Genomic DNA, 24,666 nt, shown 5'->3' with positions numbered 1-24,666 from the left:
GTGCTGGTCGCGGATCCGATTCCGGGCCGGAACAGGAGCAGGCAATGAGATCGCAGCTTCGACGACTCGTGGCCCCGGTGGTGGCCGCCGGAATCCTGATGATGACGGGATGCTCGATCCCCCGCGATCCCGACCACACGCTGGACCGGATCGACCAGGAGCACGAGCTGGTCGCCGGGGCGGCACCGGCGCCGCCGCTGCTGGTGGTCGACGGCGGGCGGGTCGAGGGGCCGGAGGCCGAGCTGGTGGAGGGTTTTGCCGCCACCCGCGGGGCGACGGTCACCTGGCAGGTGGCCAGCCAGGAGGAACTGGTGAAGCGGCTCGAGGACGGCCAGATCGACCTGATGGTCGGTGGCCTGACCAGCAAGAGCGAGCTGTCGAAGAAGGTGGGCCTGACCCGGGCCCATTCCGAACAGGTCGACGAGCACGGCGACCGGGTGAAGTACGTGGTGGCCGCCCCCTTGGGTGAGAACGCGCTGGTGACCGAGTTGGAGCGGTGGTTCGACCGGGGGATGCCGGAGGCCTCGCGATGAGCGCGAACTTCGGCGACACCCGGCTGCCGCGCGAGCAGCAGCGCGCCCTGGCCAGGGCCCGCCGCCTGGAGTGGGTGAGCATCGTCTTCCTGGCCATCTCGGTGGCGGTGGTGGCCGCGGTGATGGGCAGCTCGCAGGCAATGAAGGCGGCCTGGATCGAGGACTGCCTGAGCTTCCTGCCCCCGATCGCCTTCCTGGTGGCGCTGCGTCGGGTGCACAGGCGGTCCGACGACGAGCACCGTTTCGGCCATCACCGCGCCGTGGGCGCCGCGCACCTGGCGGCCTCGGTGGCCCTGCTGGCAATGGGCTCATTCCTGCTCGTCGAGTCGGCGATGACGCTGGTCACGCAGGAGCACCCGACGATCGGGACGGTGCAGCTGTTCGGACACACCATCTGGCTGGGCTGGTTGATGATCGCGGCGATGGCCTGGACTGCGGTGCCGCCGGTGGTGCTGGGCCGAATGAAGATGCGGCTGGCCGAGGACCTGCACGACAAGGTGCTCTATGCCGATGCCGACATGAACAAGGCGGACTGGTCGACGGCCGCCGGGGCGATGCTGGGCGTCCTGGGGATCGGGATCGGCTGGTGGTGGGTCGACTCGGTGGTGGCGGGCTTCATCGCGGTCTCGATCGTGCGCGACGGCTGGACGAACCTGCGCAATGCCCTCGACGGACTCACCGACGTGCAGGCCCGCACTTTCGACGACTCCGGCCCGCACCCGGCGATCGACCAGGTGGAACGCTATTTCCTCGGGCTGCCGTGGGTGGAGCGGGTGTGGGTGCGGATGCGCGACATGGGCCACGTCTTCCACACCGAGGTCTTCGTGGTGCCCACCGATCCGCACCGGGTGGACCTTGACGTGCTGGCCCGCGCCGGGGAAGAGGCCGCTGGCCTGGACTGGAAACTGGACGACCTGCAGGTGGTGCCGGTCGCCGAGCTGCCGGAGAGCGCCGGACGGGGCACTGCCTGAGCCGGGCACCGCCTGAGCTGGGCACCGCTTGGACTGGGCACCGCCTGGGCGTCCCACCACCCAGCGCATCTTGACCCCGCGGGGTGGGGTCGACGGACCCCTGCCGTGGCTAGTCTCGTCCCCATGCCCAACCCCCACGGCAGCACCCCATCCCATGGCCCGGTCGTCGGCGCCCCCGGCTCCCCCACGCTGGAGGACGGCAGTCCACTGCGTCGCAGCATCGGTACCTGGGGGCTCTACCTGTTCATTCTGGGCGACGTGCTCGGGGCGGGCGTCTACGTGCTGGTCGGCGAGGTGGCGGGGATCGCGGGCGGAGCGGTCTGGGTGCCCCTGCTGGTGGCCCTGCTGCTGGCGCTGCTGACGGCCGGCTCCTATGCCGAACTGGCCACCAAGTACCCGCGGGCCGGTGGTTCCTCGCACTATGCGCAGCGCGCCTTCGGCCCCTTCTGGGCCTTCCTGGTGGGCTTCTGCATGTTGGCGGCGGGCATCGTCTCGGTCGGTGCGCTGGCGCTCGGTTTCGCCGGCGACTACTTGGCCGCCTTCGTCGAACTGCCGGTGCCGCTGACGGTGACGCTCTTCCTGGCGCTGCTGGCCGGCCTGAACATGCGCGGGATCAAGGAGTCGATGGGCGCCAATGCAGTGGCCACCGTCATCGAGGTCTCGGGCCTGGTGCTGGTGCTGGTGCTCGGCCTGCTGGTGATCGGGCGGGGAGACGCCGACCTGTCGCGCCTGACGCAGCTGGGGACGCCGGGTCACGGCCCGGTCAGTGCGGTGCTCGCCGCCTCGGTGCTGGCCTTCTACTCCTATGTGGGCTTCGAGACCTCGGTGAATGTCGCCGAGGAGGCGCGCAACCCGGCTCGCTCCTACCCGCGGGCCCTGTTCGCGGCCCTGGTGACCGCCGGCATTGTCTACGTCGGGGTCGGCGTCGCGGCGAGCGCCATTGTTCCCACCGACCAGCTGGCGGCAAGTTCAGGTCCGCTGCTGGAGGTGGTGCGTGCCGCCGGCGGCGTGCCCGTGGTCGTCTTCAGCCTCATCGCGCTGGTGGCCGTCGCCAACGGTGCCCTGCTGACCGGCATCATGGGCTCCCGGCTGGCCTACGGCATGGCCCGCGACGGCCTGCTCCCCTCGGTGCTGGGCCGGGTGCTGCCGGGGCGGCGCACCCCGTGGGTCGCGATCCTGGCCACCACTGGCCTCTCGCTGCTGTTGGCGCTGACCGGCGAGATCGACACCCTGGCCTCGACGCTGGTGCTGCTGTTGCTGGTGGTCTTCTCCAGTGTGAACGTGGCAGTGCTGGTGCTGCGCCGCGAGCCCGTGGAGCACGAGCACTTCCGGGTGCCGCGGGTGCTGCCGCTGCTGGGGCTGCTCAGCTGCCTGCTGCTGGCCACCCGCGTCGAGGGCGACACCTGGCGCCTCGGCCTGCCGTTGCTGGCGGTGGGCGCCCTCTTCGCGGCCTTCGCAGCTCGCCGCAGCCGCACGGTCACCACCCGCTGACATCCGCGCTCCTCGGTAGGGCTGCCGACAGGTTTCGCCCGCTGCGAATTTTGCCCACCCGAAGGGGTGGGAAAGTGGCCTGACCATTGTCCTGCCCGACAGGCTTGGCGCGTGTACAGCGCCGAGAAGCCAGCCATCCACCACCGCGTCCCCAGTGGGCTCGACTATGCCCTGCGCTTCGGCGTGCCCGCACTCGTCGCGGTCGCCTGCACCTGGGTCGCCGTCTGGGTGATCGGGCGCACCAGTTTCGCCCTGGTGCCGATGGCGATCTCGCTGCTGGTGACGGCCCTGCTGACCCCGGCCGTGCGCTGGCTCGACCAGAAGACCCCGCTCAACCGCTACCTCAGTGGCGCCCTGCTGCTGTTCGCCCTGCTGGGCAGCGTCTTCACCCTGGTCTGGGCCGCCACCCGCGTGATGGTCCAGCAGATGGGCAGCATCACCGAGACGGGCAAGCGTCTGATCAATGACGGCGCCGCCTGGCTGCGCGAGGGGCCGCTGAAGATGGACTCGGCCCAGCTGCAACAGGCCACCGACCAGGCCCAGGAGTGGCTCAGCGGCCACAGCGGATCCTTGGTGCAGAGCGCCATGACCTTCGGCAGCTCGTTGAGCGAGATCAGCGCCATGACCCTGCTCGTGCTCGTCAGCGCCTTCTTCTTCCTGGGTGACGGGCCGGCGATGTGGCGGGCCGTGCTGTGGCTGGTGCCGCCGTCCTCGCGCCGTCGCCAGTACGACGGTTCGCGTCGCGGCTGGCGCAGCCTGGAGCTCTATGCCCGCACCGCCGTCGTGGTGGCCGCCATCGACGCGATCTTCATCGGCCTGGGCGCCTGGCTGCTCAAGGTGCCCTTCCCCATTCCGGTGGCCATCCTGGTCTTCGTCAGCGCCTTCATCCCCTTCATCGGCGCCATGGCCTCCGGCGCCGTGGCCGTCGCACTGGCCCTGTTCGCGCACGGCCCCACGACTGCGCTGTTGATGCTGCTCGTGGTGCTGGCCGTGCAGCAGCTGGAGGGCAATGTGCTGCAGCCGCTGCTGATGGGCAAGACCGTCTCGCTGCCCCCCTATGCCGTGATCGTGGGCGTCAGCCTGGCTGGTTACCTGTGGGGCCTGGCCGGCGCGCTGCTGGCGGTGCCGGCGATGGCCTTCGTGATGGCCTGGCTGCGCTACCTCAACGACGACGACCGCTACCCCCAGCTGGGTTCCGAGAGCCCCACCGGCCACGAGGACGACCAGGATGACGACGAGGAGCAGGCGCCCGAGACCGCCGAGGAGTCGCCCGAGACCGCCGAGGAGGCGAAGGTCGCTGCCCGGCCGATCGAGCCGGACCAAGTGGGGGCGCGTTCGGTGGAGCGCGACTGATTGGCCGTCGGCCCGCCCCGTCAGGCACGCGTTGGGTGCACGACGCACAGGTGGCGCGCACGAGGCACACGTCGGGGGCACGAGGCACACGTTCGAGCGTGTGTCCCGTGCCCCCGCTGTGTGCCCGGAGCCGGGACCGCGTGCCCGCGTGCCCCTTCACCCTTTAGCCACGCCGCCCGGGCAGGTGGCTGGGCAGGGTGCGCTTGGGCCCGCGACGATCGGGGCGGACCCCCGAGGCCAGCGCGAGGAGCTCCACCCGGTATCGGTGCCCGACGAAGGGTTCCAGCAGCTCGCGGCAGCCGTCGTCGTCGAGTACTTCGCCGCACAGCGCCAGGCTGATGATGCCCGGCAGGTGATAGTCGCCGGTGCTCCACGCGTCCGCATCGCCGTGGGCCTGCTGACGGGTACGGGCCGATGTCCACGCCCCGATGCCGGGCAGGCTGCGCAGGGCCGCATCGGCGTCCTCGCCGGCCAGGGTCCGCTCCAGGGCCCTGCCGCGACGGGCCGCCCCCACCAGCGCCGCCGACCGCTTCTGCTCCACGCCGGCGCGCAGGAAGTCCCAGCTGGGGATGCGGGCCCACTGCTCCGCACTCAGCGGCAGCCGCATCCGCTGCGCCGGGTGCCCCACGCCGAAGTCCGGGCCGGGGGCGGGATCACCCAGGCGCCGGGTGAGCCCGTTGATCGAGGCGAAGGCCTCGGCCGCGGTCACCTTTTGCTCGACGATGGTGGGCAGCAGGCTCTGGCAGACCAGGTCGGTGGCCCCCACCCGAATCCGAGGGAAGCGGTGCACCAGACGGCGCAGCACCGGGTGCTCGGGGTGGAAGTCGGCCTCGTCATGACAACCCAGCAGCCGCGGCGCCTGATCCAGGGCCCAGTCGGCTCCCGGCCCCCAGGCCTCGACGCGCACGTCGGCCCCGATGTCGACCAGGTGCACCAGCACCCCGCCGGCCGGGGTCCGGGAGGTGCGCCACCAGTGGCCGCCCGAGCGTCGCACCGTCGGATCGGTGCTGCCGCGCCACAATCGCCCGATGCAGTGGTCCAGACGGCCTGCCGCGCCGTGCACCAGCCGGGATTTGGAGCTTCCATTGGATAGGGTCGAGGGGTCAGCACGCACCTCGATGCGCGGTCGGGGGGCCGGACGCTCGCTCACGGCCAGGGCACCTCGGGGTGCTGCGCGCCATCCGTACACATTGACCCGAGGTTAGCTCCTGATGGCCCACTCACACTCCCACGCACTGCCCGACAGCCCACAGATGCGGGGCTTGCAGCGTCGTGCCCTGCTGTGGATGGTCTCGATCCTGATCCCCCTGGGACTGGCCACCCTCGTGGGGCTGGCGGTGCTGTGGCCGCACGACATGGCCACCCATGTGCGCAGCGACACCGCCACCGTGATGGCCGAGGGCGTCACCCTGCCCAGGGGCGTGGTGACGCAGGTCAACGAGATCAGCTGCGAGGGCCTGACCGGCTCGGTGGCCAATGACACCCGTGCCTGTGCGCAGATCCAGGTGAGCCTCACCGAGGGGCCGGAAGAGGGCCAGACCAAGACTGTGCCGCTCACCTCCGCGGTCTACTCCTCAGGGGTTGAGGAGGGTGACCACGTGAAGCTCTACCGCACCCCCTCGCCGCAGGACGGTGACGTGAACTACCAGTTCGCCAACTTCGACCGGGGCTTCCCGCTGGCCTTCTTCGCCATCCTGTTCGCCCTGCTGGTGGTGGCCGTGGCGCGGGTGCGTGGCCTGGTCTCGCTGCTGGGTCTGGTCTTCGCCTCCTGGCTGATGGTCGAGTTCCTCTTCCCCGCGCTGGTGGTGGGTCACAACCCGTCGGTGGTGGGGCTGGTGGCGAGTTCGGCGATCATGTTCGTGGTTCTCTATGCCGCCCACGGCTTCTCGACGCGCACCACCACCGCCCTGGTGGGCACCCTGGCGGGCCTGGCGATCAGTGCCTCGCTGGGTTACTGGGCGACGAAGTGGGCGCACCTGACCGGCGTCTCCTCCGAGGACGACTTCCTGTTGGCCGCGGCCGCGCCCGACCTGAACCTGCAGGCGATGGTGATGTGCGGCGTCATCATCGCGGGCCTGGGTGTGCTGAACGACGTGACCATCACGCAGGCTTCTGCGGTTTGGGAGCTGGCCGACGGCAAGCGCGGCCGCCGCGAGCTGTTCACCGGCGCCATGCGGATCGGACGCGACCACATCGCCTCGACGGTCTACACCACCGCCTTCGCGACGGCCGGCGCGATCCTGCCGACGCTGCTGCTGCTGACCATCTACAGCCGCCCGCTCGGTGAGGTGCTCACCAGCGAGATGTTCGCCGGTGAGCTGGTGCGCACCCTGGTTGGCTCCATCGGGCTGGTGCTGGCCGTGCCGTTGACCACCGCCATCGGGGTGGCCGCCGTCGCCGCTGGCCGGGGAGGCCCGGCACCGCGGCCGACGGTTCCGACCGCGGTGGTGGAGGAGCCGGTGCGCCCCTCGCGTGGTGTCCAGGCTGAACAGGAGACACCTCACCGTCGTGCCCGCCGCAGTGACGACCGGGCCTACCGACGCCCCGACCGGGACTGACCCGCCAGGGGGCACAGACCCTCTACCGACCGGTACGCCCACCCCGAATAACCCCGATGAAAGTCGGTCAAATACTGTTGGGGGCCAGACCATGGCCGGCACAGTGACGGGAGGGGACGATGACCACGCAGACATCCACGGCTGGAGCCGAGGAGCGCATCGTCCCCGCACCCACCGACGTGGACGTCGTGCGGCGCCTGGCCCGTCTGCGACTGGTGGCACTGTTGCTGCCGCTGGCCTTCATCGGCGCCTTCCCGCTGATCTGGCCCAGCCGCCTGCACACCGCCGCCGCCATCATCGGGGCGCTGGCCGTCGTGGCCTTCGGCCAGGCCATGTTCTGGTCCATCGAGCGGGTACACCGCAGGATCTATGCCCTGCAGGACCGGGCCCTGGCCGCCGAACGGCACAGTGCCGTCCTGGAGGAGCGTGACCGGCTGGCCCGCGAGATGCACGACTCCCTGGCCCAGGTGCTGGCCGTCATCAACCTGCGGCTGCGTGCGCTGCACTCCTCACCCGAGCTCCGCGGCGCCACCCATGCCCTGTCCGAGGTCGATGACCTGGCCGACCTGTGCCAGGAGTCGGTGCGCGACGTGCGCGAGTCGATCCTGGGACTGCGCAGCGCCAGCCGCGACGAGCAGGGCTTCGTCCCCGGGTTGCAGCACTACCTGGCGACCTGGTCGCGCGGCAGCGGGGTGCAGGCCGAGCTGCTCGTCGATGCGCCGGAGGCGCTGGAGCTCAGCCCCGCCCACGAGCTGCAGCTCAGCCGGGTGGTGCAGGAGGCGCTGACCAATGTGCGCAAGCATGCCGGGGCCAGCCGGGCGACCGTCCGGCTCTGCCCGGGCCCCGACGGCCTGCGGGTGAGTATCACCGACGACGGATCCGGCTTCCATCCCTCGTCGTCCGAGGCCACCCCGCCCGGCCACTACGGGCTGGCCACGATGCGCGAGCGCGTCGAACAGGTGGGGGGCCACTTCCACCTGGACTCTGCCCCCGGAAGGGGGACCCGGGTGCAGGCCTTCCTGCCGGCCCCCACCCCAGCCGTCCCAGCGGCCCGGGACCACGTCATGCCACGACTCCGCCCCTTCACGAGATGAGCCGATGACACCCCTCGACCTTTCGGGCAGTGCGCCGACCCCCGAGCACCCGTCCCCGATCCGGCTGCTGCTGGTCGACGACCAGGCCCTCTTCCGCCGCGCGATTGCGAGCCTGGCCGACGCCCAGGACGACCTCGAGGTGGTGGGCCAGGGCAACAATGGCCTGGAGGGCATCGAACTGGCCCGCCAGCTACGGCCCGATGTGGTGCTGATGGATGTCGAGATGCCCGTGATGGGCGGGGTGGAGGCCGCCGGGCGCATCCTGGAGGACCTTCCCGGCACCAAGGTGGTGATGCTGACGGTCAGCACCGAGGACACCCACCTGCTGCCGGCGATCCGTCAGGGCGTGCACGGCTACCTGCTCAAGGACATGGACCCCGACGGGCTCTTCGAGGCCTTCCGCGCCGTGGTGCGGGGCGAGAACCCGGTGGCACCCGCGCTGGTGGGGCGCCTGATGGCTGAACTGCGCGACGCGCGGCCCAGCACCGGCCCGTCCAGCGGTCAGGGCGAAGACCGGCCCGAACTGAGCCAGCGCGAGCTGGAGATCCTGCGCCTGGTGGCAGGTGGGCTGAGCAACCGCGAGATCGGCCAGCGGTTGAGCATCACCGAGGGGACCGTGAAGAACCACGTCCACAATGCGCTGCGCAAGCTGCACATGGACAACCGGATCCAGGCCGCGGCCTACATCGTCCGGCAGGGGCTGGGGACGCCGGACCCCCTGCGCTGAGTTGTCCCGGGCCCCTGACGCAGCCGTGCTGGTCCGGTGAAAATGCCGTGGAAACCAGACCCGACATGGCTTTGACCATGCCTTTCGGGCCAAAGATGTACCCCGGATCTATCCAACGAGGGATGGTCTGGGAGCCTACTCACACAGGAGAATGACATCACTGGGTGCTGTCCCGGCACCTTCCCGACCGCGGGGAGGGCCGACAGCCGGAGCAGGAGGTACGCGATGGCAGGAGGTGGCGTGGTCGACACGATCAAGAAGTACGTCGACATGAAGACGATCGTCCTGTCGGTGCTGGCGATCGCCATCGGGGCCGTGATCGGCCTGGGGGTGTTCACCTTCGTCTTCGCCAAGGGCTTCTCCTACTTCGGCACCGACCCCAAGAGCTGCGCGAACTGCCACGTGATGAACGAGCAGTACAACGCCTGGCAGGCGGGTAGCCACCATGCGGTGGCCACCTGCAATGACTGCCACCTGCCGCACGACAATGTCGTGCACAAGTACTGGGTGAAGGCCGAGGACGGTTTCCTGCACGGCCTCAAGTTCTCGACCGGTTGGTATCCCGAGAACATCCAGATCCGCGACGTCAACAAGAAGGTCGCCGAGAGCGCGTGCCTGTATTGCCACCAGGACCTCACCTCGGACATCCAGATGACGCGCACCCACGACACCCAGGTGTCCTGCATCAAGTGCCACAGCGAAGTTGGTCACAGGAAGTGAAACTGCCATGAGTACCGCTGGGAACAATTCAGTATCCCCGCAGCAGCCGAGGCGCCTGACAAAGGTTGTCCTCGGTGTGCTGGTCATCGCCAGCCTGCTGATCACCCTGGTGATCGCCGCACTGCTGGCGAACGTCGCCAAGAGGCAGACGGAGGCGCAAGACACCTACTTCAAGGCTGTCGAGCTCACCGACACCACGGTGGACCCCGCCGTCTGGGGGAAGAACTTCCCCATCCAGTACGAGATGTACAAGAAGACCGCGGAGATGGAGCCCACCGAGCACGGCGGCTCCAATCCCACCAAGCGCACCCCCACCGCCGACGACCCCCGCACGGTGGTCTCCGCCCAGGAACTGGAGCGTGAGCCCCGCCTGGTGAAGCTGTGGGCCGGATACGCCTTCGCCACCGACTACCGCGAGGCCCGCGGCCACGAGTACATGCTCGAGGACCAGCGCCTGACCCGCCGCGTGACCGAGTTCGACCAGCCCGGCACCTGCATCAACTGCCACGCCTCGACCTACACGGTCTTCAACGAGCTGGGCAAGGGTGACCAGTTCAAGGGCTTCGACATGGTCAACCACATGGACTACAAGGAAGCCACCAAGAAGTTCGAGCACCCGATCACCTGCATCGACTGCCACGACCCGAAGACGATGGAGCTGCGCATCACCAAGCCGGCCTTCATCACCGGCATCAAGGCACTCAAGGCCAGCGAGGGCATCAAGGACTACGACGTCAACTCCGACGCCACCCCGAACGAGATGCGCTCCTTCGTCTGCGGCCAGTGCCACGTGGAGTACTACTTCAAGGGCAAGGACAAGACGCTGCACTTCCCGTGGAGCAAGGGCCTGACCATTGACCAGGAGTACGCCGACAGCACCAACCACATCGACTGGACCCACGCCACCACCGGCGGCTCGATGCTGAAGGCCCAGCACCCGGACTTCGAGACCTGGAGCCAGGGCATCCACGCCAAGGCCGGTGTCTCCTGCGCCGACTGCCACATGCCCTACAAGCGTGCCGGTGCGGCCAAGGTCAGCGACCACCAGGTGCGCAGCCCGATGCTCGACGTCAACTCCTCCTGCCAGACCTGCCACAAGGCCAGCGAGAAGGAGATGAAGGATCGCGTGAGCAAGATCCAGAACGAGTTCCTGAGCACCCTTGACGAGACCTACAACGCCGTCGACGCACTGATCACCGACATCGAGAAGGCCCAGAAGAGCGGCGTCGCCAAGGACCGCATCGAGGCAGCGCGGATGTATCAGCGCAAGGCCGGCTTCTACCTGGACTACTCGGAGAGCGAGAACTCCAACGGCTTCCACGCCCCGGCGTACAGCCAGAAGATCCTCGCCGACGCGATCAACGCCGCCCGCCAGGGCCAGCTCGCGCTGCAGGGTGTCAAGACCACCCCGGCGCCGATCGAGCTGGGCCCCGAGGGCAAGAAGAAGGAGGCCGAGAACCGCGCCAAGGCCGCCGCCAAGGGCAAGGACTCCGGCAAGCCGAACAGCAGCCTGCTGCCCGGTGCCAACGAGTCCCCGACCCCGGGGGCCACGCCGAAGCGCTGATCGGCACAGCTTCCTGAATGACCCGCAGAGCGGGGGTGGGCCCAAAGCCCACCCCCGCTCTTCGCGTCCCTCCCCGCCCTTTGTACAGTGAGCGCCAACGCAACAACCACGGTTCTTTCCGTGACAACTTCCCAGGCAGCGCGCGAACGACGGAGTCCCGAATGACCAACCCCGAGCATCGACCCACCGGGCTGGACCACCTGGGCCTGCCCGCCGGCGCGACCGCCGACCAGGTCCGCGCCACCCGCGACCGGATCGTCGCCCTGCTGGACCAGGCCCCCGCCGAGCTGCAGCCCTGGGCCCAGCGGCAGAAGGCGCTGGCCGAACGCTCCGCCCAGGCGGCCCTGACCGACACCGGAAGCCCGGAGCAGTCCGCACTGGCCGAGGACCTGCGCGAGCTGGGCCTCGACGACGACGCCGTGGCCCCCGCCCCCGCGGCCGTGGCGGCACCCGCAGTGCAGAAGCCGTCGAGGAACCGCTCGCTGTTCAACTACCTCTCGCTGGCAGCCCTGGCCGCCGCGATCGTGATGGGCGTCTACCTGATGGGCGACAAGCCACAGGAGGCCCAGCCGCAGGCCGCTGCCTCGTCCGCCCAGCCCGCCTCCACCCCCAAGCCCGCCGACCCGAAGATGGTCGCGACCCTGGAGAAGAAGATCGCGGAGAACCCCAAGGACGTGCTCTCCATGCGCGCCCTGGGCCAGATCTACGACGGCTCCGGCGAGTACGACAAGGCCGCCCAGTGGCAGCAGCGGATCACCCAGGTCGATCCGAAGGACGTCGACGCCTGGCTCGCCCTGGGCGTGGCCCAGTTCAACGCCGCCAAGCTCGACGAGGCCGCGGTCAGCTGGAACAAGGCTGCCGCCCTGGCCCCCAAGCGTGCCGAGATCTACTACAACCTCGGCTTCCTGCACATGTCGCAGGGCGACATGACCAAGGCCAACCAGGCCTGGCAGAAGGTCGTCGACATCGCCCCCGAGTCGGAACTGGCCAAGACCGTCAAGTCCCACCTGTCCAGCGCCTCGACCAAGCCCTCCGCCTCGACGAAGCCGTCCGCCTCGACGAAGCCGTCCGCCTCGGCCACACCAGCCGCCGCGGCCACGCCCTCGCGCTGACACCCATCGGGCACCACCATGGACAACCTCACGCTTCCGATCGCGTTGCTGGCGGGCATCATCAGCTTCGCCTCGCCGTGCTTCCTGCCGATCGTGCCCATCTACGTCGGCTACCTCGTGGGGTCCGACCCGTCGCAGCGCACCCGCCGCGCAGCCCTGGTGCAGTCGCTGGCCTTCGTCCTGGGCTTCACGCTGGTCTTCACCGCCTTCTGGGCCTCCATCGGCCTGGTCGGCATGGTGCTGGGCGAGCACCAGGACCTGCTGCGCTGGGCCGGCGGCCTGGTGCTGGTGGTGATGGGCCTGCACGTCGCCGGGCTGGTGGAGATCCCCGTGCTGTCACGCGCCATGGGTGGCCCCCGCTCCGGCCGTGGCCCCGGCCAGGTCAGCCTGGGACGGTCGCTGCTGCTCGGGCTGGCCTTCGGCGCCGGCTGGACGCCCTGCATCGGCCCCGTCCTGGGGGGCATCATCGCCCTGGCCACCCAGACCAGCAGCGTCTGGCACGGCGCCGCCCTGCTGCTCACCTACTGCCTGGGCCTGGGCATCCCCTTCGTCGCGGTGGCGCTGGGCGCCTCCTGGGTGGGGGACCGCCTCGCCTGGTTCGTCCGCCACGCCACCATCGTCCAACTGGTCTCCGGAGCACTGCTGGTGCTGACCGGATTCCTGGTGGTCACCAACCAGTTCAGCAAGCTGTCCGGCTTCGGAGTATGAGGAACAGATGAGCACCGCACTGCAGTCCACCCGCCGCACGACAGGCGCCGACCCCGGGGGCGACATGAGCCTCGGCCAGATGCTGCGACGCATCTACGCCATCTTCTACAACAAGAAGATCGGCCTCTTCCTCATCTTCGCGATGACGGCGCTCTCCCTGATCGGCGTGCTGTTCACCCAGGTGACCGCCGAGCAGTTCGCCGACAAGGAGGTCTACGACAGCTTCCTGGACTCCGTGCGCGGCAAGTACCGCGGCTGGACCACACCGCTGAGCTTCATGGGCGTCTTCCACATGTTCAGCTCCTGGCCCTTCAGGCTGGTGACCATCGCCCTGGTGCTCAGCATCATCGGCTGCACCACGCACCGGCTGCCGTTGCTGTGGCGCAATGCCACCGCCCCGCACACCCACGTGCGAGAGGGCTTCTTCGACCACGCACGCACGCGCCACAGCGTCGAGCTGTCCACCGACCCGCAACAGGCCCTCGAAGCGGCCCGTGCCGGACTGGTCAAGCGCCGCTTCCGCGTCCTGACCGACGACCGCGGTGACGGGCTCAACCTGTATGCCGACCGCAACCGCTGGATGCCGCTGGGCACCGCCCTGGCCCATGCCGCCTTCGTGCTGATCCTGCTGGGTGTGCTGGTCACCAACAACACCGGCTTCCGCGACGACGAGTTCACCGTCCCGGTGGGCATGGGCCCCAAGCAGGTGGGCCATGACACCGGACTGAGCGTGCAGGCCAAGAGCTTCACCGACTCCTACCATAACGACGGCAGCCCGATGGACTATGCCGCCGAGCTGGTGCTGTTCAAGGACGGCAAGCAGGTGCTCGAGCACACGGCCCGCGTCAACTCCCCCATGAAGTACGACGGCATCAAGTTCAACCAGGCCTACTTCGGTTTCGCCGCCGAGGTGGACATCGCCGACGCCCAGGGCAAGGCGATCGTCCACGACGCCGTCCCGCTGCAGTACTCCAATGCCGACGAGACGCAGAACTACGGCCGCGTCGAGTTGCCCGCCCAGGGCCTGCAGGTCTACGTGATCGCCCCCGCCTCCGGCCAGGTCGACGCCCGCATCGGCCCCGGTCAGGTGCAGGTGGAGGTCTACAAGGCCGACTCCAACGAGCCCGTCGCGCAGCAGGTGGTGAGCCAGGGCCAGCCCGCCGAGGTGGGGGGGCTCAAGGTCACCTTCGAGCGCGAACGCCAGTTCACCGGCCTGATGGTCTCGCAGGACCATGGCGCGCCATTGGTGTGGACCGGCTCGCTGCTGCTGGTGCTCGGCACCATCTGCACGATGTTCTTCAAGCACCAGCGCGTCTGGCTGAGGATCCACCCCACCGCCTCGGGAAGCCAGGTGCGCATGGCCTCGCCCGACAAGCACGACACCATCTTCGAACGCACCATGAAGACCTTCGTCGAATCCCTCGGCGAACCCGCCAACCGCCAGAGTTCCGAGCCGGCCCCCGGTTCCGAGCAGACCCTGACCACCTCCGGGAGCACCCATGCTTGAGATCTCCAAGTACTGCCTCGTGGCAGCCACCATCCTGGTGGCGCTCGCCTCGATCGCCTTCGTCGCCGGCCTGACCACCAGCCGTCGCAGCCCCGCCCTCGCGGCGGCCGGGGGCGGCACCGTCGACGCCGCGCCCGCCACCTCCACCACCCATGGCGTTGCCTGGTATGCCAGCCAGCTGACCCTGGTGGCGATGATCCTGATGACGATCTCGCTGATCACCCGGGCCATGGTCACCAAGCACGCCCCCTTCGCCAACCAGTACGAGTTCGCCTGTGCCTTCGGCTGGGGGATGCTGCTGTTCTACGTCTACTTCGAACGTCGCCACCACGCCCGCGCCCTGGGCATCGCCCTGCTGCCGATGGCACTGGCCGTGCTCGTCTACGCCGCCACCCGCGACGACATCACCCGCCCGCTGATGCCGGCCCTGCAGAACCCCTTCATGCTGACCGTGCACGTCTTCCTGGCCGTGCTCGGCTACGGTGCCGGCGGCGTCGCCTCGGCCGCCGCCATCCTCTACCTGCTCAAGCCGAAGGTGCGCTGGAGCGCCCTGCCCAGCCGGGAGCGCCTCGACGAGCTGGGCTACCGCGCCGTCGTCTTCAGCTTCCCGCTGCTGACCATGATGAACATCCAGGGCGCCATCTGGGCCAACACCGCCTGGGGCCGCTACTGGAGCTGGGACCCGAAGGAGACCGCGGCCCTGGTGACCTGGCTGGTCTACGGCGCCTACCTGCACGCGCGGGTGACCCGCGGCTGGCAGGGCAACCGTTCGGCCTGGCTGCTGATCCTGGGCTTCGCCTCGATCGTGTTCACCTTCCTGGGCAACCACTTCTTCGGTGGCCTGCACTCCTACGCCTGATCCGTCGTCGACACCCGAGGTGAATGACATGAGCACCGCCAGCCCCGAGCCGGGACGTCCCGGGCAACAGAGCGAGGCGCCGTCGAAGGACTGGCGCGAGGGCCTGCGCTCCAGCCGCGTCGGCAGCATGGCCGTCCTGCTGGTCACGCTGGCCCTGGTGATGGTGGGTGCCTGGGCGATCAACCGCCCGGACGCCCCGGCCGAGGGTGGTGGGGAGGCCGGACTGGCCAATGGCGCCACCGCGGTGACGCTGGAGGGTGACCAGTCCGGCTCGGCGCCCGAGATCGGGCAGCCGGCACCGCGCTTCACCGCCACGACGCTGGACGGGCAGAAGATCTCGCTGTCGGAGTTGAAGGGCCACCCGGTGTGGATCAACTTCGGAGCCACCTGGTGCACCGCCTGTCGCGCGGAGGCCCCCGACATCGAACAGGCCTGGAAGCGCAGCAAGCCCAAGGGCACCATGATCGTCTCGATCTTCATCAACGAGGACCAGGCCACCGTGCGCGGCTACCAGCAGCGACTGGGGCTGACCGTCCCGATGGTCAGTGATCCGGACACCCTGATCGCCTCGCGCTACCGCTCGATCGGCATCCCGTCCCACTTCTTCATCGACGCCGACGGGATCCTGCGCGCCAGTCACGTCGGTGCCCTGACCTCCGAGAAGATGGACGAGAACCTCAAGGCCATCGGCGGCTGATCCCGCCCGGCCCGAACGCCACAGGACCCCGCACCCGTGATGGGCGCGGGGTCCTGCCATTTGCCCGACTCCCGCACTGGGGGACGGGAGTGCGGGGCCGGCCTGGAAGAGCTCCTCCTTGGTGCCGAAGCAGTGATGCACCAGGGCCGGGTCCACCTCGGCGGCACGGCCGATGGCACGGATCGAGGTCTTGTCGTAACCGCGCGCTGCGAGCAGGTGCCGGGCTGCGGCCAGGATCTCCTCGCGGATCTCGGTGCGGCCGGGCTGGGCGGCAGGTGTGGGGCGCGCCCGCAAGGTCGCGTCCTGGCCGACTCAGGAGGCGTCGGGACGCAGCACCCGGATGCCGCCTCGCTGGTCCTCCACCAGCGTCCCGGGTGCCTCGGCGAGGGCGGCCCAGCACAGCCACATGTCGCCCACGCCGCCCGACAGGTGCAGGGCGAAGGGGATCACCCACCACGACGGGGCGGGCCCCATGACCATCAGCAGGAGCAGCGTGACGTTGACGAGCACGTTGGGCAGGGCGGCGATGACGATGTACTGCCATCGGGTGAACAGGTGGCCCTCGTTGGTGGTGTAGACGTAGGGCAGCCCGGGCGACATGACACCGGCACCGAATCGGGGCCGGGCCCCCAGGGCCAGCATCCCCAGCCCGTGCAGGAACTCGTGCAGCAGCAGCGTGGCCACGCTCATCACCGCCGTGGCCATCACGATCCGCAGCAGCCGCCGGGCATCGACCAGCAACACACCGGAGGCATGACCGCGCAGCGAGAGCACGGCGATCCCCACCACCAGGCCGCCCAACAACAGGCCGGTGCCCAGGGCGGCCATCCATGCCTGGGAGCGCTCCCCCGGCTCCTTGGCGACGAGCCGACCCTCGTCGCCCACCGCAGGGGATGTCATCATGGGACGATCCTATGCGGCCAGTGGGGCAATTGACCCACCGATTTCCAGGGCTGTGAGATCCCGAGGAGGAGGGGCGATGGACCTGGTGGTACCGCCCGGACCGGGCATCGGCAAGGGGCTCGTCGTGCCCGCGGCCGAGCTTGAGGAGGACTTCACCCGCGCCTCGGGACCCGGCGGCCAGGGCGTCAACACCAGCGACTCACGGGTGCAGCTGAGCCTGGACCTGGCCACCTGCACCAGCTTCACCGACACGCAGCGCGAACGCCTGACCGAGCGCCTGGCCACCCGCCTGGACGGCACCGTGCTCACCGTCGTCGCCTCCGAGCACCGCCAGCAGCGACGCAATCGCACGGCCGCACGGGAACGGATGGCCGCCCTGTTGCGCGAGGCGCTGGCCCCGCCACCACCGCAACGCCGCGCCACCCGCCCCACCCGAGGATCGGTGCGCCGGCGCCTGGACGCGAAGAAGCGACGAGGCCAGGTCAAGGCATTGCGCACCCGGCCGGAGGCCTGAACCGACACCGGCGCGACCCACAGGAAGGCGAGGCATGATGGGCCCCCCGGAAGGAGGAGTGCGATGAGTCCCGAGCTGTTGCTCGACCTGGCCCTGGTACTGGTACTGGCCGTGCGCGCCGTGCGCGGCTGGGAGCTGGGGGCGGTGGCGACCCTCTTCCAGCTGGCCGGCCTGGCCGCGGGAGCCCTGCTCGGGCTGTGGCTGACCCCGCTGGCGGTGGACCGCTGGTTGCCGGGCCTCGCCGAGCCGATGCCGGCGGTACTGGTCTTCAGCGGCACCCTGTTCGTCGCCCTCACCGGCGAGACCATCCTGGGCGGTTGGGGCAGGAGCCTGCGCAGCCGCACCCACTCGCCGCTGCTGTGGCGCCTGGACGGCACCTTCGGCGCACTGGCCTCGATGCTGGTGACGAGCATCGTCGTGACGCTGTTGGGTGGCTCGGTGCGCCCGACGCTGCCCACCGCATGGGCCGCGACGATGAACCGCTCGCGCGTGGTCGCGGCAATGGACCAGCTCACACCGCCTGAGGCTGCGCGACTGTCGGCACAGTTCACCGACCGGCTCACCGAGGCGGGCTTCCCGCGTGTCTTCAGCGGTCTCTCGCGCGAACCGGTGCTGCCGGTTCCCGCCCCCGACGGGGATGCTGCCCGCACTGACGAGGTGCGCCTGGCCGGCTCCAGCGTGATGAAGATCACCACCCAGGCACCCTCCTGTGGCCGCGCCCAGGCCGGCTCCGGCTGGGTGGTCGCGCCCCAGCGGGTGGTGACCAATGCCCACGTCGTGGCTGGGGCACAGAAGGTGCTGGTGCAGGCCGCCGGCCAGGGCCTGCACTTCCCGGCCCGCGTGGTGGCCTTCGACCCCGATCTGGACCTGGCGGTGTTGGCTGTCGACGACCTGCGTTCACGTCCGCTGCCCCGCGTCGGGCAGCAGCTGGGACAGCGCGCCGACGCGGTGGTGGCAGGCTTCCCGCGCGGCGGCGACTACACGCTGCGAGCCGCCCGGGTGCGCGACACGGTGTCGGCCCGCGGCGACGACATCTATGGCGACAAGGGCGTGGTGCGCGAGGTCTACGCCCTGGCCGGGGCGGTGGTGCCGGGCAATTCCGGCGGGCCGCTGCTCGACACCCGGGGCCGGGTGGCCGGGACGGTCTTCGCCCGTTCCCTGGTGGACTCCGACACCGCCTATGCCCTCACCGACGAGGCCGCCGACCAGCTGCTCGACGCCGCGGCGACACTGCAGCGCCCCGTCGCGACGGGGCGCTGCACCCGAGGCTGAGCCCGACCCCGCAGGACGATTCGCGTCCGACGGTCAGGGGGGTGGATGGTGCCGAAGCCGAGCAGGACTGATCCACCTCCCGGGGAGAAGTCACCGCCCCTCTTCTGGCAGGATCGGACGGTGCCCGGTTCGCGCGAGTCCATTGCCGTCGTTCCCCACCGCTACCTCAGCCGCCGTCTGGCGGCGGTGCGGCGGGTCGTCCGCACAACCGTTCTGGCCGGGGCGGTGAACGTCGGGGCGAAGGTGGAGCTGCACGGCAGCGAGAACGTGGCCGGGCTGAGTGGGCCCTTCGTCGTGGTCGCCAACCACTCCTCGCACCTGGACACTGCGCTGATCTTTGCCGCGCTGCCCGACCACCTCACCAGGAATTTGGCGGCAGGCGCTGCGGCCGACCACTTCTTCATGCACTGGTACACGGCGCTGGCGCCGGTGCTGATGTTCAATGCCTACCCGATCGACCGCCCCGGCCGCCCGCACAAGGGCAACCACAAGGGCCTGTCCTCGGCGCTGCTGAAGGCGGGTGTGCCGCTGTTGATCTTCCCCGAGGGCACTCGTTCACGCACCGGTGCGATGGCCACCTTCACCCCCGGCGCCGGACGGCTGTGCGTCAGCCGCAAGGTGCCGTGCGTGCCGGTGGCGTTGGTGGGCTGCTCGGCCGCCTGGCCTGCCGGCAACCGACTGCCGCGCTGGCCTCGTCGCACGGTGGAGGTGGTGGTGGGCCAGCCGCTGCACCCCCGCCCCGGCGAGGGCGTGGCCGCCTTCACCCGTCGCGTGGAGCGCGAGGTGGTCGACCTGCACGATGCGATGGCCGAGCGTTCCGGCATGAACTCGCTGGCCGTGCTGGCGGCGCGACGCAACCGGCGCCGCTGAGCCCGGTCGGCAGTGCGTGACGAGCCCAAGGACATGTTCTCCTGAGCCTTCGACTTCGACGGGGAATGGGAGGAATTCCCTGCGGCCCAGCGTGGCTACTACCGCGATCCGGCCCGGGTGGAGCTGCGGGGCGTCTTCGACTTCATGGCCGACTACTCGATCCATCCTGCCCGGCAGCGCCTCCTGCCCTGACCTGGGCGGCAGGCATGATGGGCTCCCGGTCCGCCCCGACAGCCCATCCCGGCCGGGCTCGGCTACGGCGACTCAGTCCTGCTTGCGGACCTTCTCCAGCTCGGTCGAGGTCTTGGTGGCCTCGAACTCGACCACCTTGTACTCGGCGATGCCGGACTTGGCGAAGGGGTCGCTGCGCAGCACCTTCTCCACCTCGCTGCGGGAATTGCCCACGGCCAGCATCACACCGCCGGTGCGGGGGCGCTCGGGCCCCGAGGCCAGGAAGACGCCCGCCGCATAGCCGCCGTCGAGCCAGTCGCGGTGCGCCTCCACCAGCTCGTCGGCCTTCTCGACGGGGGTGGTGTAGGCGTAGTCGATGACGAAGACGTTCATTCAGTCCTCCAGGCTCTCGTCGAAGTCCAGGTCCACCATCAGCTCGGTGGCGATCGCCTCCAGCGCCTCGCGCACCTCGGCCGTCTCGACGCCCTCGGGCAGGCGCACCTGGGCGGTGGCCTCGAACAAGGTGGTGTCAGCCATCGGGGCTGGACGAGTGGAGCTGTGCATCTCGTCGATGCCCACGCCCTTGGCGGCCAGGGCCCGCGAAACCTCGCTGACGATGCCCGGACGGTCATTGCCCACCACGTGCAGCACGATGGGGGTGCCCACCACCTCGGGGGCTGCGCCGGCCTCGGTCACCTCCACCCGCAGCTCGCCGAGCTGCCCGACGGCTGCGGCGAGCGGCTCCACCTCCTCGTCGGGAACATCCACTAGGGCGACGCCGGCGAACATGCCGCCCAGGCGTGCCATCTGGCTCTCGAGCCAGTTGCCGTCGTGCTCGGCCACCACGGAACTCAGGGCGGAGACGAGGCCTTCGCGATCTTCACCGATCAGGGTCAACAGGAGCTGTGCCATGTTCCGACCCTAGTGCCGTCCCGGGCCGTCCGGACAGGGCTCCACGCCCGTGGACTGCACGCCTGTCGGGCCCGGACCTGCCCACCGCGAGACCCAACTGCACCGTCCCACCCGAGCTCTGCCCGCAAGACGGCTAGCATCGAGCCGACCGCCCCTCGAAGGAGAACTGCATGGCCCCCATCGTCGACGGACGCGACAAGGCGGGCGACGCCTTCAGCTCCTTCCGCATTCCCGCCACCAACCGCGCCGACCGGGTGGCCCAGGGCAAGCGCCTGCGCCTGCACACCCCGCACCACAGCCTCGGTTTCTGGTGCCCCACCAGTGACCGTCCGGGCGTCGTCGAGCTGATCGAGCAGACCCACGAGGGGCGCCTGCCGTGGCTCTTCGGCCTGCGCGTGGGCAGGATGGCCGCCTCGCCCTTCGGCCTGCTGCGTGGCAGTGCCCCGATGATGGCCCACGACGTGGCGAACCTGCCCTCCACCGGCATCCACACCACGGCCTGCGGGGATGCCCACATCGGCAACATCGGCTTCTACCGTTCCCCCGAGGGCAACCAGGTGATCGACCTCAACGACTTCGACGAGGCGCACACCGGCGCGTGGGAGTGGGACCTGCGACGTCTCACCGCCTCGATCTGGGTGCTGGGGCGCGACCGCAGCGCCACCGAGGAGCAGTGCGCCGAAGCCATCCAGAACTGTGTGCGCTCCTACCGCGATGAGGTCAGCTTCCTGTCCAAGCAGCCGTTGCTGTGGCGCGCCTTCAACCACCTGGACCTGGATGCCCTGCACGAGAGTTCCACCGACGAGGAGCTGCGGGGAGAGATCAAGCGCGCCGCCGCGGCGGCCCGCAAGCGCACCGACGACCGGATGCTGCCCAAGCTCGCCGGCGGGGCCCGCAGCGCCTCCAAGATCCTCGAGGACCCGCCGGTGACCACCCACCCCGACGGCCAGACCCGCCACGAGCTGGAGCAGGCACTCGACGACTACCTTCAGACCCTCACCCCGCAGTGGCGACGCATCGTCGGCGGCTATTCGCTGGTCGACATCGCACACAAGGTGGTGGGTGTCGGCTCGGTGGGCATGCGTTCCTGGGTGGCGCTGCTGGTGGGTTCCCGTGACGACGACGTGCTCTTCCTGCAGCTGAAGCAGGCGCAGCGTTCGGTGCTGGCCCCCTATGTGCACGGCGAGACCGCCTGGCACCGCCACCAGGGCCAGCGCGTCGTGGAGTACCAGCAGCAGTTGCAGACGGTCAGCGATCCGCTGCTGGGCTGGGCGAGTGCCGGCGAACACCAGTACTACGTGCGCCAGTACCGCAACATGAAGGGCGGGGTGCCGCTGGAGACGATGACTCCGGGGGCGCTGGTGGACTATGCCGGCATCACCGGCCACCTGTTGGCCAAGGGCCATGCCCGCACCTCGGGCGCCTCGGTGATCTCGGGCTATCTGGGCAAGAAGCGGCCGGTCGAGGAGGCCTTCGCCACCTGGGCCAGGGCCTATGCCGACCAGACGGAACAGGACCACGAGGTGCTGACCAGGGCCGTCAAGGCGGGACGCCTGCCCTGTGACGACCCGCGGAACTAGGTCTGCCGATCGGGGCCCGACGTGGTCACTCGCGCGACCAGTTGCGCATGACTGTCTCGCGCCAGGAGGAAGCCAGGACGTCACCGATGGTGATTCCGACGACCACTCCGCCGCCCAGCACCCGTCCCCCGGTGGCGGCACTGATGCACGCTCCCGCGGACAGCATGAAGGCCGCCTTCAGCAGGGCGACGTCCCAGTGCCGGGCCGGCACGAAGGCCTCCTCACGGTCAGGGTTGATCAGCGTCACCAGCAGGTCAGCCATGACATTGAACAGAGTGAGGAATCCTTGCGGGCAAGGAAGGCGCGAGCGTCCTGCACGACACTTGGTCACGGATCGGCACGGTGGCCGACATGCCACCGATGCGAGCACCGCCGGCAGCCCGACGGCCAGGTGCCCTAGCCTGCCTTGGGTGAACACCGAGCCCAAGGCCTGGGAGCGCGATCCCTACCGCACCATCGCGCGCATCCGCACCGACTTCCCGTCGAAGTTCGGGGTTCCCCGCCAGTCGGGGATGGTGCCGCAACTGCTGGCCAGGGTGGTCTTCGAACCGGCCTTCCGCAGCCTCGACGCGGTGCGTGGCATCGAGGGCTTCAGCCACCTGTGGCTGGTGTGGGAGTTCGACAAGTCGGTCTCGGGACGGGCCTGGTCGCCCACGGTGCGCCCGCCCCGGCTGGGCGGCACCCAGCGACTGGGGGTCTTTGCGACGCGCTCACCCTTCCGCCCCAACCCGATCGGTCTGAGCTCGGTGAGCCTGGAGGCGGTGGAGCTGGATGGCCCCGAGGCCCCGGTGCTGGTGGTGGGCGGTGCGGACCTGGTGGACGGCACCCCGATCCTGGACGTGAAGCCCTACATCCCGCTGGACTCCCATCCGGGGGCGCGCGCGGGTTTCGTCGGCGCCCATCCCGAGGACGGCTACCGGGTGGAGGTCTCCGACGAGCTGCTGGCGCGGGTGCCCGAAGGGCGCCGTGAGGCGCTGCTCGGGGTGCTGACGCAGGACCCGCGCCCCCGTCACCTGCACGATCCCGAGCGGGTCTTCGGGCTTCCCTTCGCGGGGATGGACGTGCGCTTCACCATCGACGAGACGACGGTGCGGGTGGTCGACGTGCTGCCGCTGGTGGCCGACCCCGACTCGCCCTGGCCCGGCTACCGCTGAGCCCGGGCCGGAGGGCGCCTCAGAATCCGGCGTAGCGGGCGATCTGGGCGGTCAGTTCCGGGTCGACCGACAGGGGACGGCCGTCGAGCTCGACGATCGGGGACGGGCCACGGCTGGAGCTGACCAGCCAGACCCCGTCGGCGGTGAACAGGTCCTCGACGGGCACCAGTTCGACGCGGGTGGGCATCTGGTCGCACTCGGCGGCGGCCATCACCTCGTCGACGGTCACGCTGGCGAGGATTCCGGTGTCGCCGGCGGGGGCCGTGCGCAGCACGCCATTGGTCACCACCACCAGGCCGGAGGTGGGTCCGTCGAGGGCGTAGCCGTCGGTGGTGACGAAGACGGCGTCGTCGGCTGCGCGCTTCCTGGCCTCGCGGGCGGCGGCGACATTGATGACATAGCTGAGGGTCTTGACGCCGCCGAGCAGCCAGGGGGCGTCGCGGAAGGCGTCGGAGGGCCGCCCGGTGGACAGGGTGATGGCGTGCAGGCCGCGGGTGATCTGGCCGCCGGTGCTGCTGGTGCGCACGGTGGCGGCGGGCTTCTCGCTGATGGTGAGCAGGGCCAGCGGACCGGCCTCGCGGTCCCACTCTCGACCGCGGGTGAGGACGAACTTGATGGTCGCCTCGCCGGGGGTGGTCCAGGCCTGCAGGGCCTCGTCGACGAGTTCCTGCCACTGCGAGCGGGCGGGGCCGTCGATGTCCAGCTGGCCGGCGGAGCGCTCCAGCCGGTCCAGGTGCTCGTCGAGGTTGACCACGCGGGCACCCGTGTCGTCACAGACCACGCGCGCCGAGTCGAAGCATCCGTCGCCCCGGGCGAAACCGAGGTCGTCGGGATGGATGACGGGCTGGTCCGGCCCGACGACGCCCTGCCCCATGACTGCCACCAGATGTGAACCCATGGTCCCCATTCAACCCCCGGCCGGCCGGGGGATGGGTGCCCAGTCGGCGATCATCAGCAGGCCTTGCGACCGGTGGGGTGCTGCCCCGCCGGCCCGCCGTGCGTCTGTGAGACTGGACCCATGACGATCGTCTTCACCGCCCGCACCCTCGACGGCACCGGCCGCACCACCCTGTCGCGGCCGGTGCCGGCCACCGAGGACCCGCGCCTGGCCAGCGCCGACTTCACCGTCGACGAGCTGCTGGCCTTCGTCGTCGACGAGCCCACCGACGAGCTGACGGCGGGCAGCAGCTGGCAGGTGGCCGGGCAGCGGTCGATGGCCCGCCACGGCTCCAGCGCGCTGGACACCGAGCTGGTGGTGCGCCTGCTGCTGCCCGAGGGATCCGGCCAGGACGCCGATCCCCTGCTCTCCCAGGCGATGATGCGGCTGGCCCTGGCGCTGGCCTCGCCCGAGACCGGGGCCAGCGACGGGCGCTTCCAGGGTCCGCTGAGCTGAGCC

At 70.0% G+C, this 24,666-nt stretch carries 26 protein-coding genes and 1 pseudogene; 20 read left to right on the top strand and 7 right to left on the bottom strand.

Annotated features, from left to right (window positions below):
• Window positions 1–44: 44 nt before the first annotated feature.
• The 4 genes from ACYVKA_RS12785 (at window position 45) to ACYVKA_RS12770 (ending at window position 4,348) form a co-directional block, all read left to right on the top strand.
• Entirely contained in the window at window positions 45–533 is a 489-nt protein-coding gene (locus ACYVKA_RS12785; protein ID WP_394275531.1) for a transporter substrate-binding domain-containing protein, read from the top strand.
• Window positions 530–1,504: a cation diffusion facilitator family transporter gene (locus ACYVKA_RS12780; protein ID WP_460705938.1), complete on the top strand. Its 975-nt coding sequence runs from the start codon at window positions 530–532 to the stop codon at window positions 1,502–1,504. Before ACYVKA_RS12785 ends, ACYVKA_RS12780 begins: the two co-directional genes overlap by 4 nt.
• Before the next feature lie 123 nt (window positions 1,505–1,627).
• The gene (locus tag ACYVKA_RS12775) at window positions 1,628–2,995 is read left to right on the top strand and encodes an APC family permease (protein ID WP_460705936.1); all 1,368 of its coding nucleotides are present in this window, start codon (window positions 1,628–1,630) and stop codon (window positions 2,993–2,995) included.
• 111 nt (window positions 2,996–3,106) lie between these two features.
• The gene (locus ACYVKA_RS12770; protein ID WP_460705934.1) at window positions 3,107–4,348 is read left to right on the top strand and encodes an AI-2E family transporter; all 1,242 of its coding nucleotides are present in this window, start codon (window positions 3,107–3,109) and stop codon (window positions 4,346–4,348) included.
• Window positions 4,349–4,511: 163 nt separating this feature from the next.
• Here the strand turns inward: ACYVKA_RS12770 and ACYVKA_RS12765 are convergent, their stop codons facing one another.
• The gene (locus ACYVKA_RS12765) at window positions 4,512–5,498 is read right to left on the bottom strand and encodes a DNA-3-methyladenine glycosylase family protein (RefSeq protein WP_460705932.1); all 987 of its coding nucleotides are present in this window, start codon (window positions 5,496–5,498) and stop codon (window positions 4,512–4,514) included.
• Window positions 5,499–5,559: 61 nt separating this feature from the next.
• Here ACYVKA_RS12765 and ACYVKA_RS12760 point away from each other — a divergent pair, with 61 nt between their 5' ends.
• The 10 genes from ACYVKA_RS12760 to ACYVKA_RS12715 all read left to right on the top strand — a co-directional run bounded on the left by ACYVKA_RS12760 (window position 5,560) and on the right by ACYVKA_RS12715 (window position 15,894).
• Window positions 5,560–6,906 (top strand): YibE/F family protein, encoded by a 1,347-nt coding sequence (locus ACYVKA_RS12760; RefSeq protein WP_460705930.1) that lies wholly within the window; start codon window positions 5,560–5,562, stop codon window positions 6,904–6,906.
• A 119-nt stretch (window positions 6,907–7,025) separates the two neighbouring features.
• Window positions 7,026–8,000, top strand: a complete 975-nt coding sequence (locus ACYVKA_RS12755) for a sensor histidine kinase (protein ID WP_460705928.1) — start codon at window positions 7,026–7,028, stop codon at window positions 7,998–8,000.
• 4 nt (window positions 8,001–8,004) lie between these two features.
• On the top strand, window positions 8,005–8,727 hold the full coding sequence (locus ACYVKA_RS12750; protein WP_460705926.1) for a response regulator: 723 nt from the start codon (window positions 8,005–8,007) through the stop codon (window positions 8,725–8,727).
• Between the two features lie 225 nt (window positions 8,728–8,952).
• Entirely contained in the window at window positions 8,953–9,447 is a 495-nt protein-coding gene (gene nrfH, locus ACYVKA_RS12745) for a cytochrome c nitrite reductase small subunit (protein WP_460705924.1), read from the top strand.
• 7 nt (window positions 9,448–9,454) lie between these two features.
• Entirely contained in the window at window positions 9,455–11,011 is a 1,557-nt protein-coding gene (locus ACYVKA_RS12740; RefSeq protein WP_460705922.1) for an ammonia-forming cytochrome c nitrite reductase subunit c552, read from the top strand.
• A 161-nt stretch (window positions 11,012–11,172) separates the two neighbouring features.
• Complete coding sequence (locus ACYVKA_RS12735) at window positions 11,173–12,123, top strand: tetratricopeptide repeat protein (protein ID WP_460705920.1); 951 nt, start codon at window positions 11,173–11,175, stop codon at window positions 12,121–12,123.
• 18 nt (window positions 12,124–12,141) lie between these two features.
• Entirely contained in the window at window positions 12,142–12,831 is a 690-nt protein-coding gene (locus ACYVKA_RS12730) for a cytochrome c biogenesis CcdA family protein (RefSeq protein ID WP_460705918.1), read from the top strand.
• A gap of 7 nt (window positions 12,832–12,838) precedes the next feature.
• Complete coding sequence (locus tag ACYVKA_RS12725; protein ID WP_460705916.1) at window positions 12,839–14,338, top strand: cytochrome c biogenesis protein ResB; 1,500 nt, start codon at window positions 12,839–12,841, stop codon at window positions 14,336–14,338.
• Window positions 14,331–15,197 (top strand): c-type cytochrome biogenesis protein CcsB, encoded by an 867-nt coding sequence (ccsB, locus tag ACYVKA_RS12720; RefSeq protein WP_394276737.1) that lies wholly within the window; start codon window positions 14,331–14,333, stop codon window positions 15,195–15,197. Before ACYVKA_RS12725 ends, ccsB begins: the two co-directional genes overlap by 8 nt.
• A 28-nt stretch (window positions 15,198–15,225) precedes the next feature.
• Window positions 15,226–15,894: a TlpA family protein disulfide reductase gene (locus tag ACYVKA_RS12715; RefSeq protein ID WP_460705914.1), complete on the top strand. Its 669-nt coding sequence runs from the start codon at window positions 15,226–15,228 to the stop codon at window positions 15,892–15,894.
• A 111-nt stretch (window positions 15,895–16,005) separates the two neighbouring features.
• On the opposite strand, the pseudogene ACYVKA_RS12710 reads toward ACYVKA_RS12715, so the two are convergent.
• Window positions 16,006–16,188, bottom strand: a pseudogene (locus ACYVKA_RS12710) (TetR family transcriptional regulator); the annotation flags it as partial.
• Between the two features lie 18 nt (window positions 16,189–16,206).
• Window positions 16,207–16,797, bottom strand: coding sequence for a DUF3267 domain-containing protein (locus tag ACYVKA_RS12705; protein WP_460705912.1), 591 nt, complete (start codon window positions 16,795–16,797; stop codon window positions 16,207–16,209).
• 76 nt (window positions 16,798–16,873) lie between these two features.
• On the opposite strand from ACYVKA_RS12705, the gene arfB reads away from it, so the two are divergent.
• From arfB to ACYVKA_RS12690, 3 genes are all read left to right on the top strand, one after another.
• Complete coding sequence (gene arfB / locus ACYVKA_RS12700; protein WP_460705910.1) at window positions 16,874–17,311, top strand: alternative ribosome rescue aminoacyl-tRNA hydrolase ArfB; 438 nt, start codon at window positions 16,874–16,876, stop codon at window positions 17,309–17,311.
• A 63-nt stretch (window positions 17,312–17,374) separates the two neighbouring features.
• Window positions 17,375–18,583 carry a MarP family serine protease gene (locus ACYVKA_RS12695; RefSeq protein WP_460705908.1) on the top strand — a complete coding sequence of 403 codons (1,209 nt, stop codon included), beginning with the start codon at window positions 17,375–17,377 and terminating at the stop codon, window positions 18,581–18,583.
• Between the two features lie 120 nt (window positions 18,584–18,703).
• The gene (locus ACYVKA_RS12690; protein ID WP_460705906.1) at window positions 18,704–19,453 is read left to right on the top strand and encodes a lysophospholipid acyltransferase family protein; all 750 of its coding nucleotides are present in this window, start codon (window positions 18,704–18,706) and stop codon (window positions 19,451–19,453) included.
• A gap of 264 nt (window positions 19,454–19,717) precedes the next feature.
• Here ACYVKA_RS12690 and ACYVKA_RS12685 read toward each other — a convergent pair whose 3' ends face one another.
• Together ACYVKA_RS12685 and ACYVKA_RS12680 are read right to left on the bottom strand one after the other, a co-directional pair.
• Window positions 19,718–20,017, bottom strand: a complete 300-nt coding sequence (locus tag ACYVKA_RS12685) for a YciI family protein (protein WP_460705904.1) — start codon at window positions 20,015–20,017, stop codon at window positions 19,718–19,720.
• On the bottom strand, window positions 20,018–20,536 hold the full coding sequence (locus ACYVKA_RS12680; RefSeq protein WP_460705902.1) for a glycine cleavage system transcriptional repressor: 519 nt from the start codon (window positions 20,534–20,536) through the stop codon (window positions 20,018–20,020).
• Between the two features lie 170 nt (window positions 20,537–20,706).
• On the opposite strand from ACYVKA_RS12680, the gene ACYVKA_RS12675 reads away from it, so the two are divergent.
• Entirely contained in the window at window positions 20,707–22,116 is a 1,410-nt protein-coding gene (locus ACYVKA_RS12675; RefSeq protein ID WP_460705900.1) for a DUF2252 domain-containing protein, read from the top strand.
• 25 nt (window positions 22,117–22,141) lie between these two features.
• Here the strand turns inward: ACYVKA_RS12675 and ACYVKA_RS12670 are convergent, their stop codons facing one another.
• Window positions 22,142–22,378 (bottom strand): hypothetical protein, encoded by a 237-nt coding sequence (locus ACYVKA_RS12670; protein ID WP_460705898.1) that lies wholly within the window; start codon window positions 22,376–22,378, stop codon window positions 22,142–22,144.
• 148 nt (window positions 22,379–22,526) lie between these two features.
• Here ACYVKA_RS12670 and tsaA point away from each other — a divergent pair, with 148 nt between their 5' ends.
• Complete coding sequence (gene tsaA / locus ACYVKA_RS12665) at window positions 22,527–23,270, top strand: tRNA (N6-threonylcarbamoyladenosine(37)-N6)-methyltransferase TrmO (protein WP_460705896.1); 744 nt, start codon at window positions 22,527–22,529, stop codon at window positions 23,268–23,270.
• Window positions 23,271–23,289: 19 nt separating this feature from the next.
• Here the strand turns inward: tsaA and ACYVKA_RS12660 are convergent, their stop codons facing one another.
• A complete protein-coding gene (locus tag ACYVKA_RS12660; RefSeq protein WP_460705894.1) occupies window positions 23,290–24,168 on the bottom strand; it encodes an aminodeoxychorismate lyase in 879 nt (292 codons plus the stop codon).
• 120 nt (window positions 24,169–24,288) lie between these two features.
• On the opposite strand from ACYVKA_RS12660, the gene ACYVKA_RS12655 reads away from it, so the two are divergent.
• Window positions 24,289–24,663, top strand: coding sequence for a hypothetical protein (locus ACYVKA_RS12655; RefSeq protein ID WP_460705892.1), 375 nt, complete (start codon window positions 24,289–24,291; stop codon window positions 24,661–24,663).
• Window positions 24,664–24,666: the final 3 nt, after the last annotated feature.

This window comes from Luteococcus sediminum (genome assembly GCF_054783495.1).
Note: the sequence above shows the minus strand (reverse complement) of the source record. Positions and strands in the feature narration are given on the sequence as shown.

Excerpts from the sequence above, each read along its gene's own strand:
- ACYVKA_RS12705 (WP_460705912.1), bottom strand. The coding sequence starts at position 16,797 with ATGATGACATCCCCTGCGGTGGGCGACGAGGGTCGGCTCGTCGCCAAG.
- ACYVKA_RS12780 (WP_460705938.1), top strand. The coding sequence starts at position 530 with ATGAGCGCGAACTTCGGCGACACCCGGCTGCCGCGCGAGCAGCAGCGC.
- ACYVKA_RS12760 (WP_460705930.1), top strand. The coding sequence starts at position 5,560 with ATGGCCCACTCACACTCCCACGCACTGCCCGACAGCCCACAGATGCGG.
- ACYVKA_RS12685 (WP_460705904.1), bottom strand. The coding sequence starts at position 20,017 with ATGAACGTCTTCGTCATCGACTACGCCTACACCACCCCCGTCGAGAAG.
- nrfH (WP_460705924.1), top strand. The coding sequence starts at position 8,953 with ATGGCAGGAGGTGGCGTGGTCGACACGATCAAGAAGTACGTCGACATG.
- ACYVKA_RS12750 (WP_460705926.1), top strand. The coding sequence starts at position 8,005 with ATGACACCCCTCGACCTTTCGGGCAGTGCGCCGACCCCCGAGCACCCG.
- ACYVKA_RS12660 (WP_460705894.1), bottom strand. The coding sequence starts at position 24,168 with ATGGGTTCACATCTGGTGGCAGTCATGGGGCAGGGCGTCGTCGGGCCG.
- ACYVKA_RS12655 (WP_460705892.1), top strand. The coding sequence starts at position 24,289 with ATGACGATCGTCTTCACCGCCCGCACCCTCGACGGCACCGGCCGCACC.
- ACYVKA_RS12670 (WP_460705898.1), bottom strand. The coding sequence starts at position 22,378 with ATGGCTGACCTGCTGGTGACGCTGATCAACCCTGACCGTGAGGAGGCC.
- ACYVKA_RS12775 (WP_460705936.1), top strand. The coding sequence starts at position 1,628 with ATGCCCAACCCCCACGGCAGCACCCCATCCCATGGCCCGGTCGTCGGC.
- ACYVKA_RS12715 (WP_460705914.1), top strand. The coding sequence starts at position 15,226 with ATGAGCACCGCCAGCCCCGAGCCGGGACGTCCCGGGCAACAGAGCGAG.
- ACYVKA_RS12785 (WP_394275531.1), top strand. The coding sequence starts at position 45 with ATGAGATCGCAGCTTCGACGACTCGTGGCCCCGGTGGTGGCCGCCGGA.
- ACYVKA_RS12740 (WP_460705922.1), top strand. The coding sequence starts at position 9,455 with ATGAGTACCGCTGGGAACAATTCAGTATCCCCGCAGCAGCCGAGGCGC.
- ccsB (WP_394276737.1), top strand. The coding sequence starts at position 14,331 with ATGCTTGAGATCTCCAAGTACTGCCTCGTGGCAGCCACCATCCTGGTG.
- ACYVKA_RS12680 (WP_460705902.1), bottom strand. The coding sequence starts at position 20,536 with ATGGCACAGCTCCTGTTGACCCTGATCGGTGAAGATCGCGAAGGCCTC.
- ACYVKA_RS12695 (WP_460705908.1), top strand. The coding sequence starts at position 17,375 with ATGAGTCCCGAGCTGTTGCTCGACCTGGCCCTGGTACTGGTACTGGCC.
- ACYVKA_RS12675 (WP_460705900.1), top strand. The coding sequence starts at position 20,707 with ATGGCCCCCATCGTCGACGGACGCGACAAGGCGGGCGACGCCTTCAGC.
- ACYVKA_RS12755 (WP_460705928.1), top strand. The coding sequence starts at position 7,026 with ATGACCACGCAGACATCCACGGCTGGAGCCGAGGAGCGCATCGTCCCC.
- ACYVKA_RS12730 (WP_460705918.1), top strand. The coding sequence starts at position 12,142 with ATGGACAACCTCACGCTTCCGATCGCGTTGCTGGCGGGCATCATCAGC.
- ACYVKA_RS12725 (WP_460705916.1), top strand. The coding sequence starts at position 12,839 with ATGAGCACCGCACTGCAGTCCACCCGCCGCACGACAGGCGCCGACCCC.
- ACYVKA_RS12735 (WP_460705920.1), top strand. The coding sequence starts at position 11,173 with ATGACCAACCCCGAGCATCGACCCACCGGGCTGGACCACCTGGGCCTG.
- arfB (WP_460705910.1), top strand. The coding sequence starts at position 16,874 with ATGGACCTGGTGGTACCGCCCGGACCGGGCATCGGCAAGGGGCTCGTC.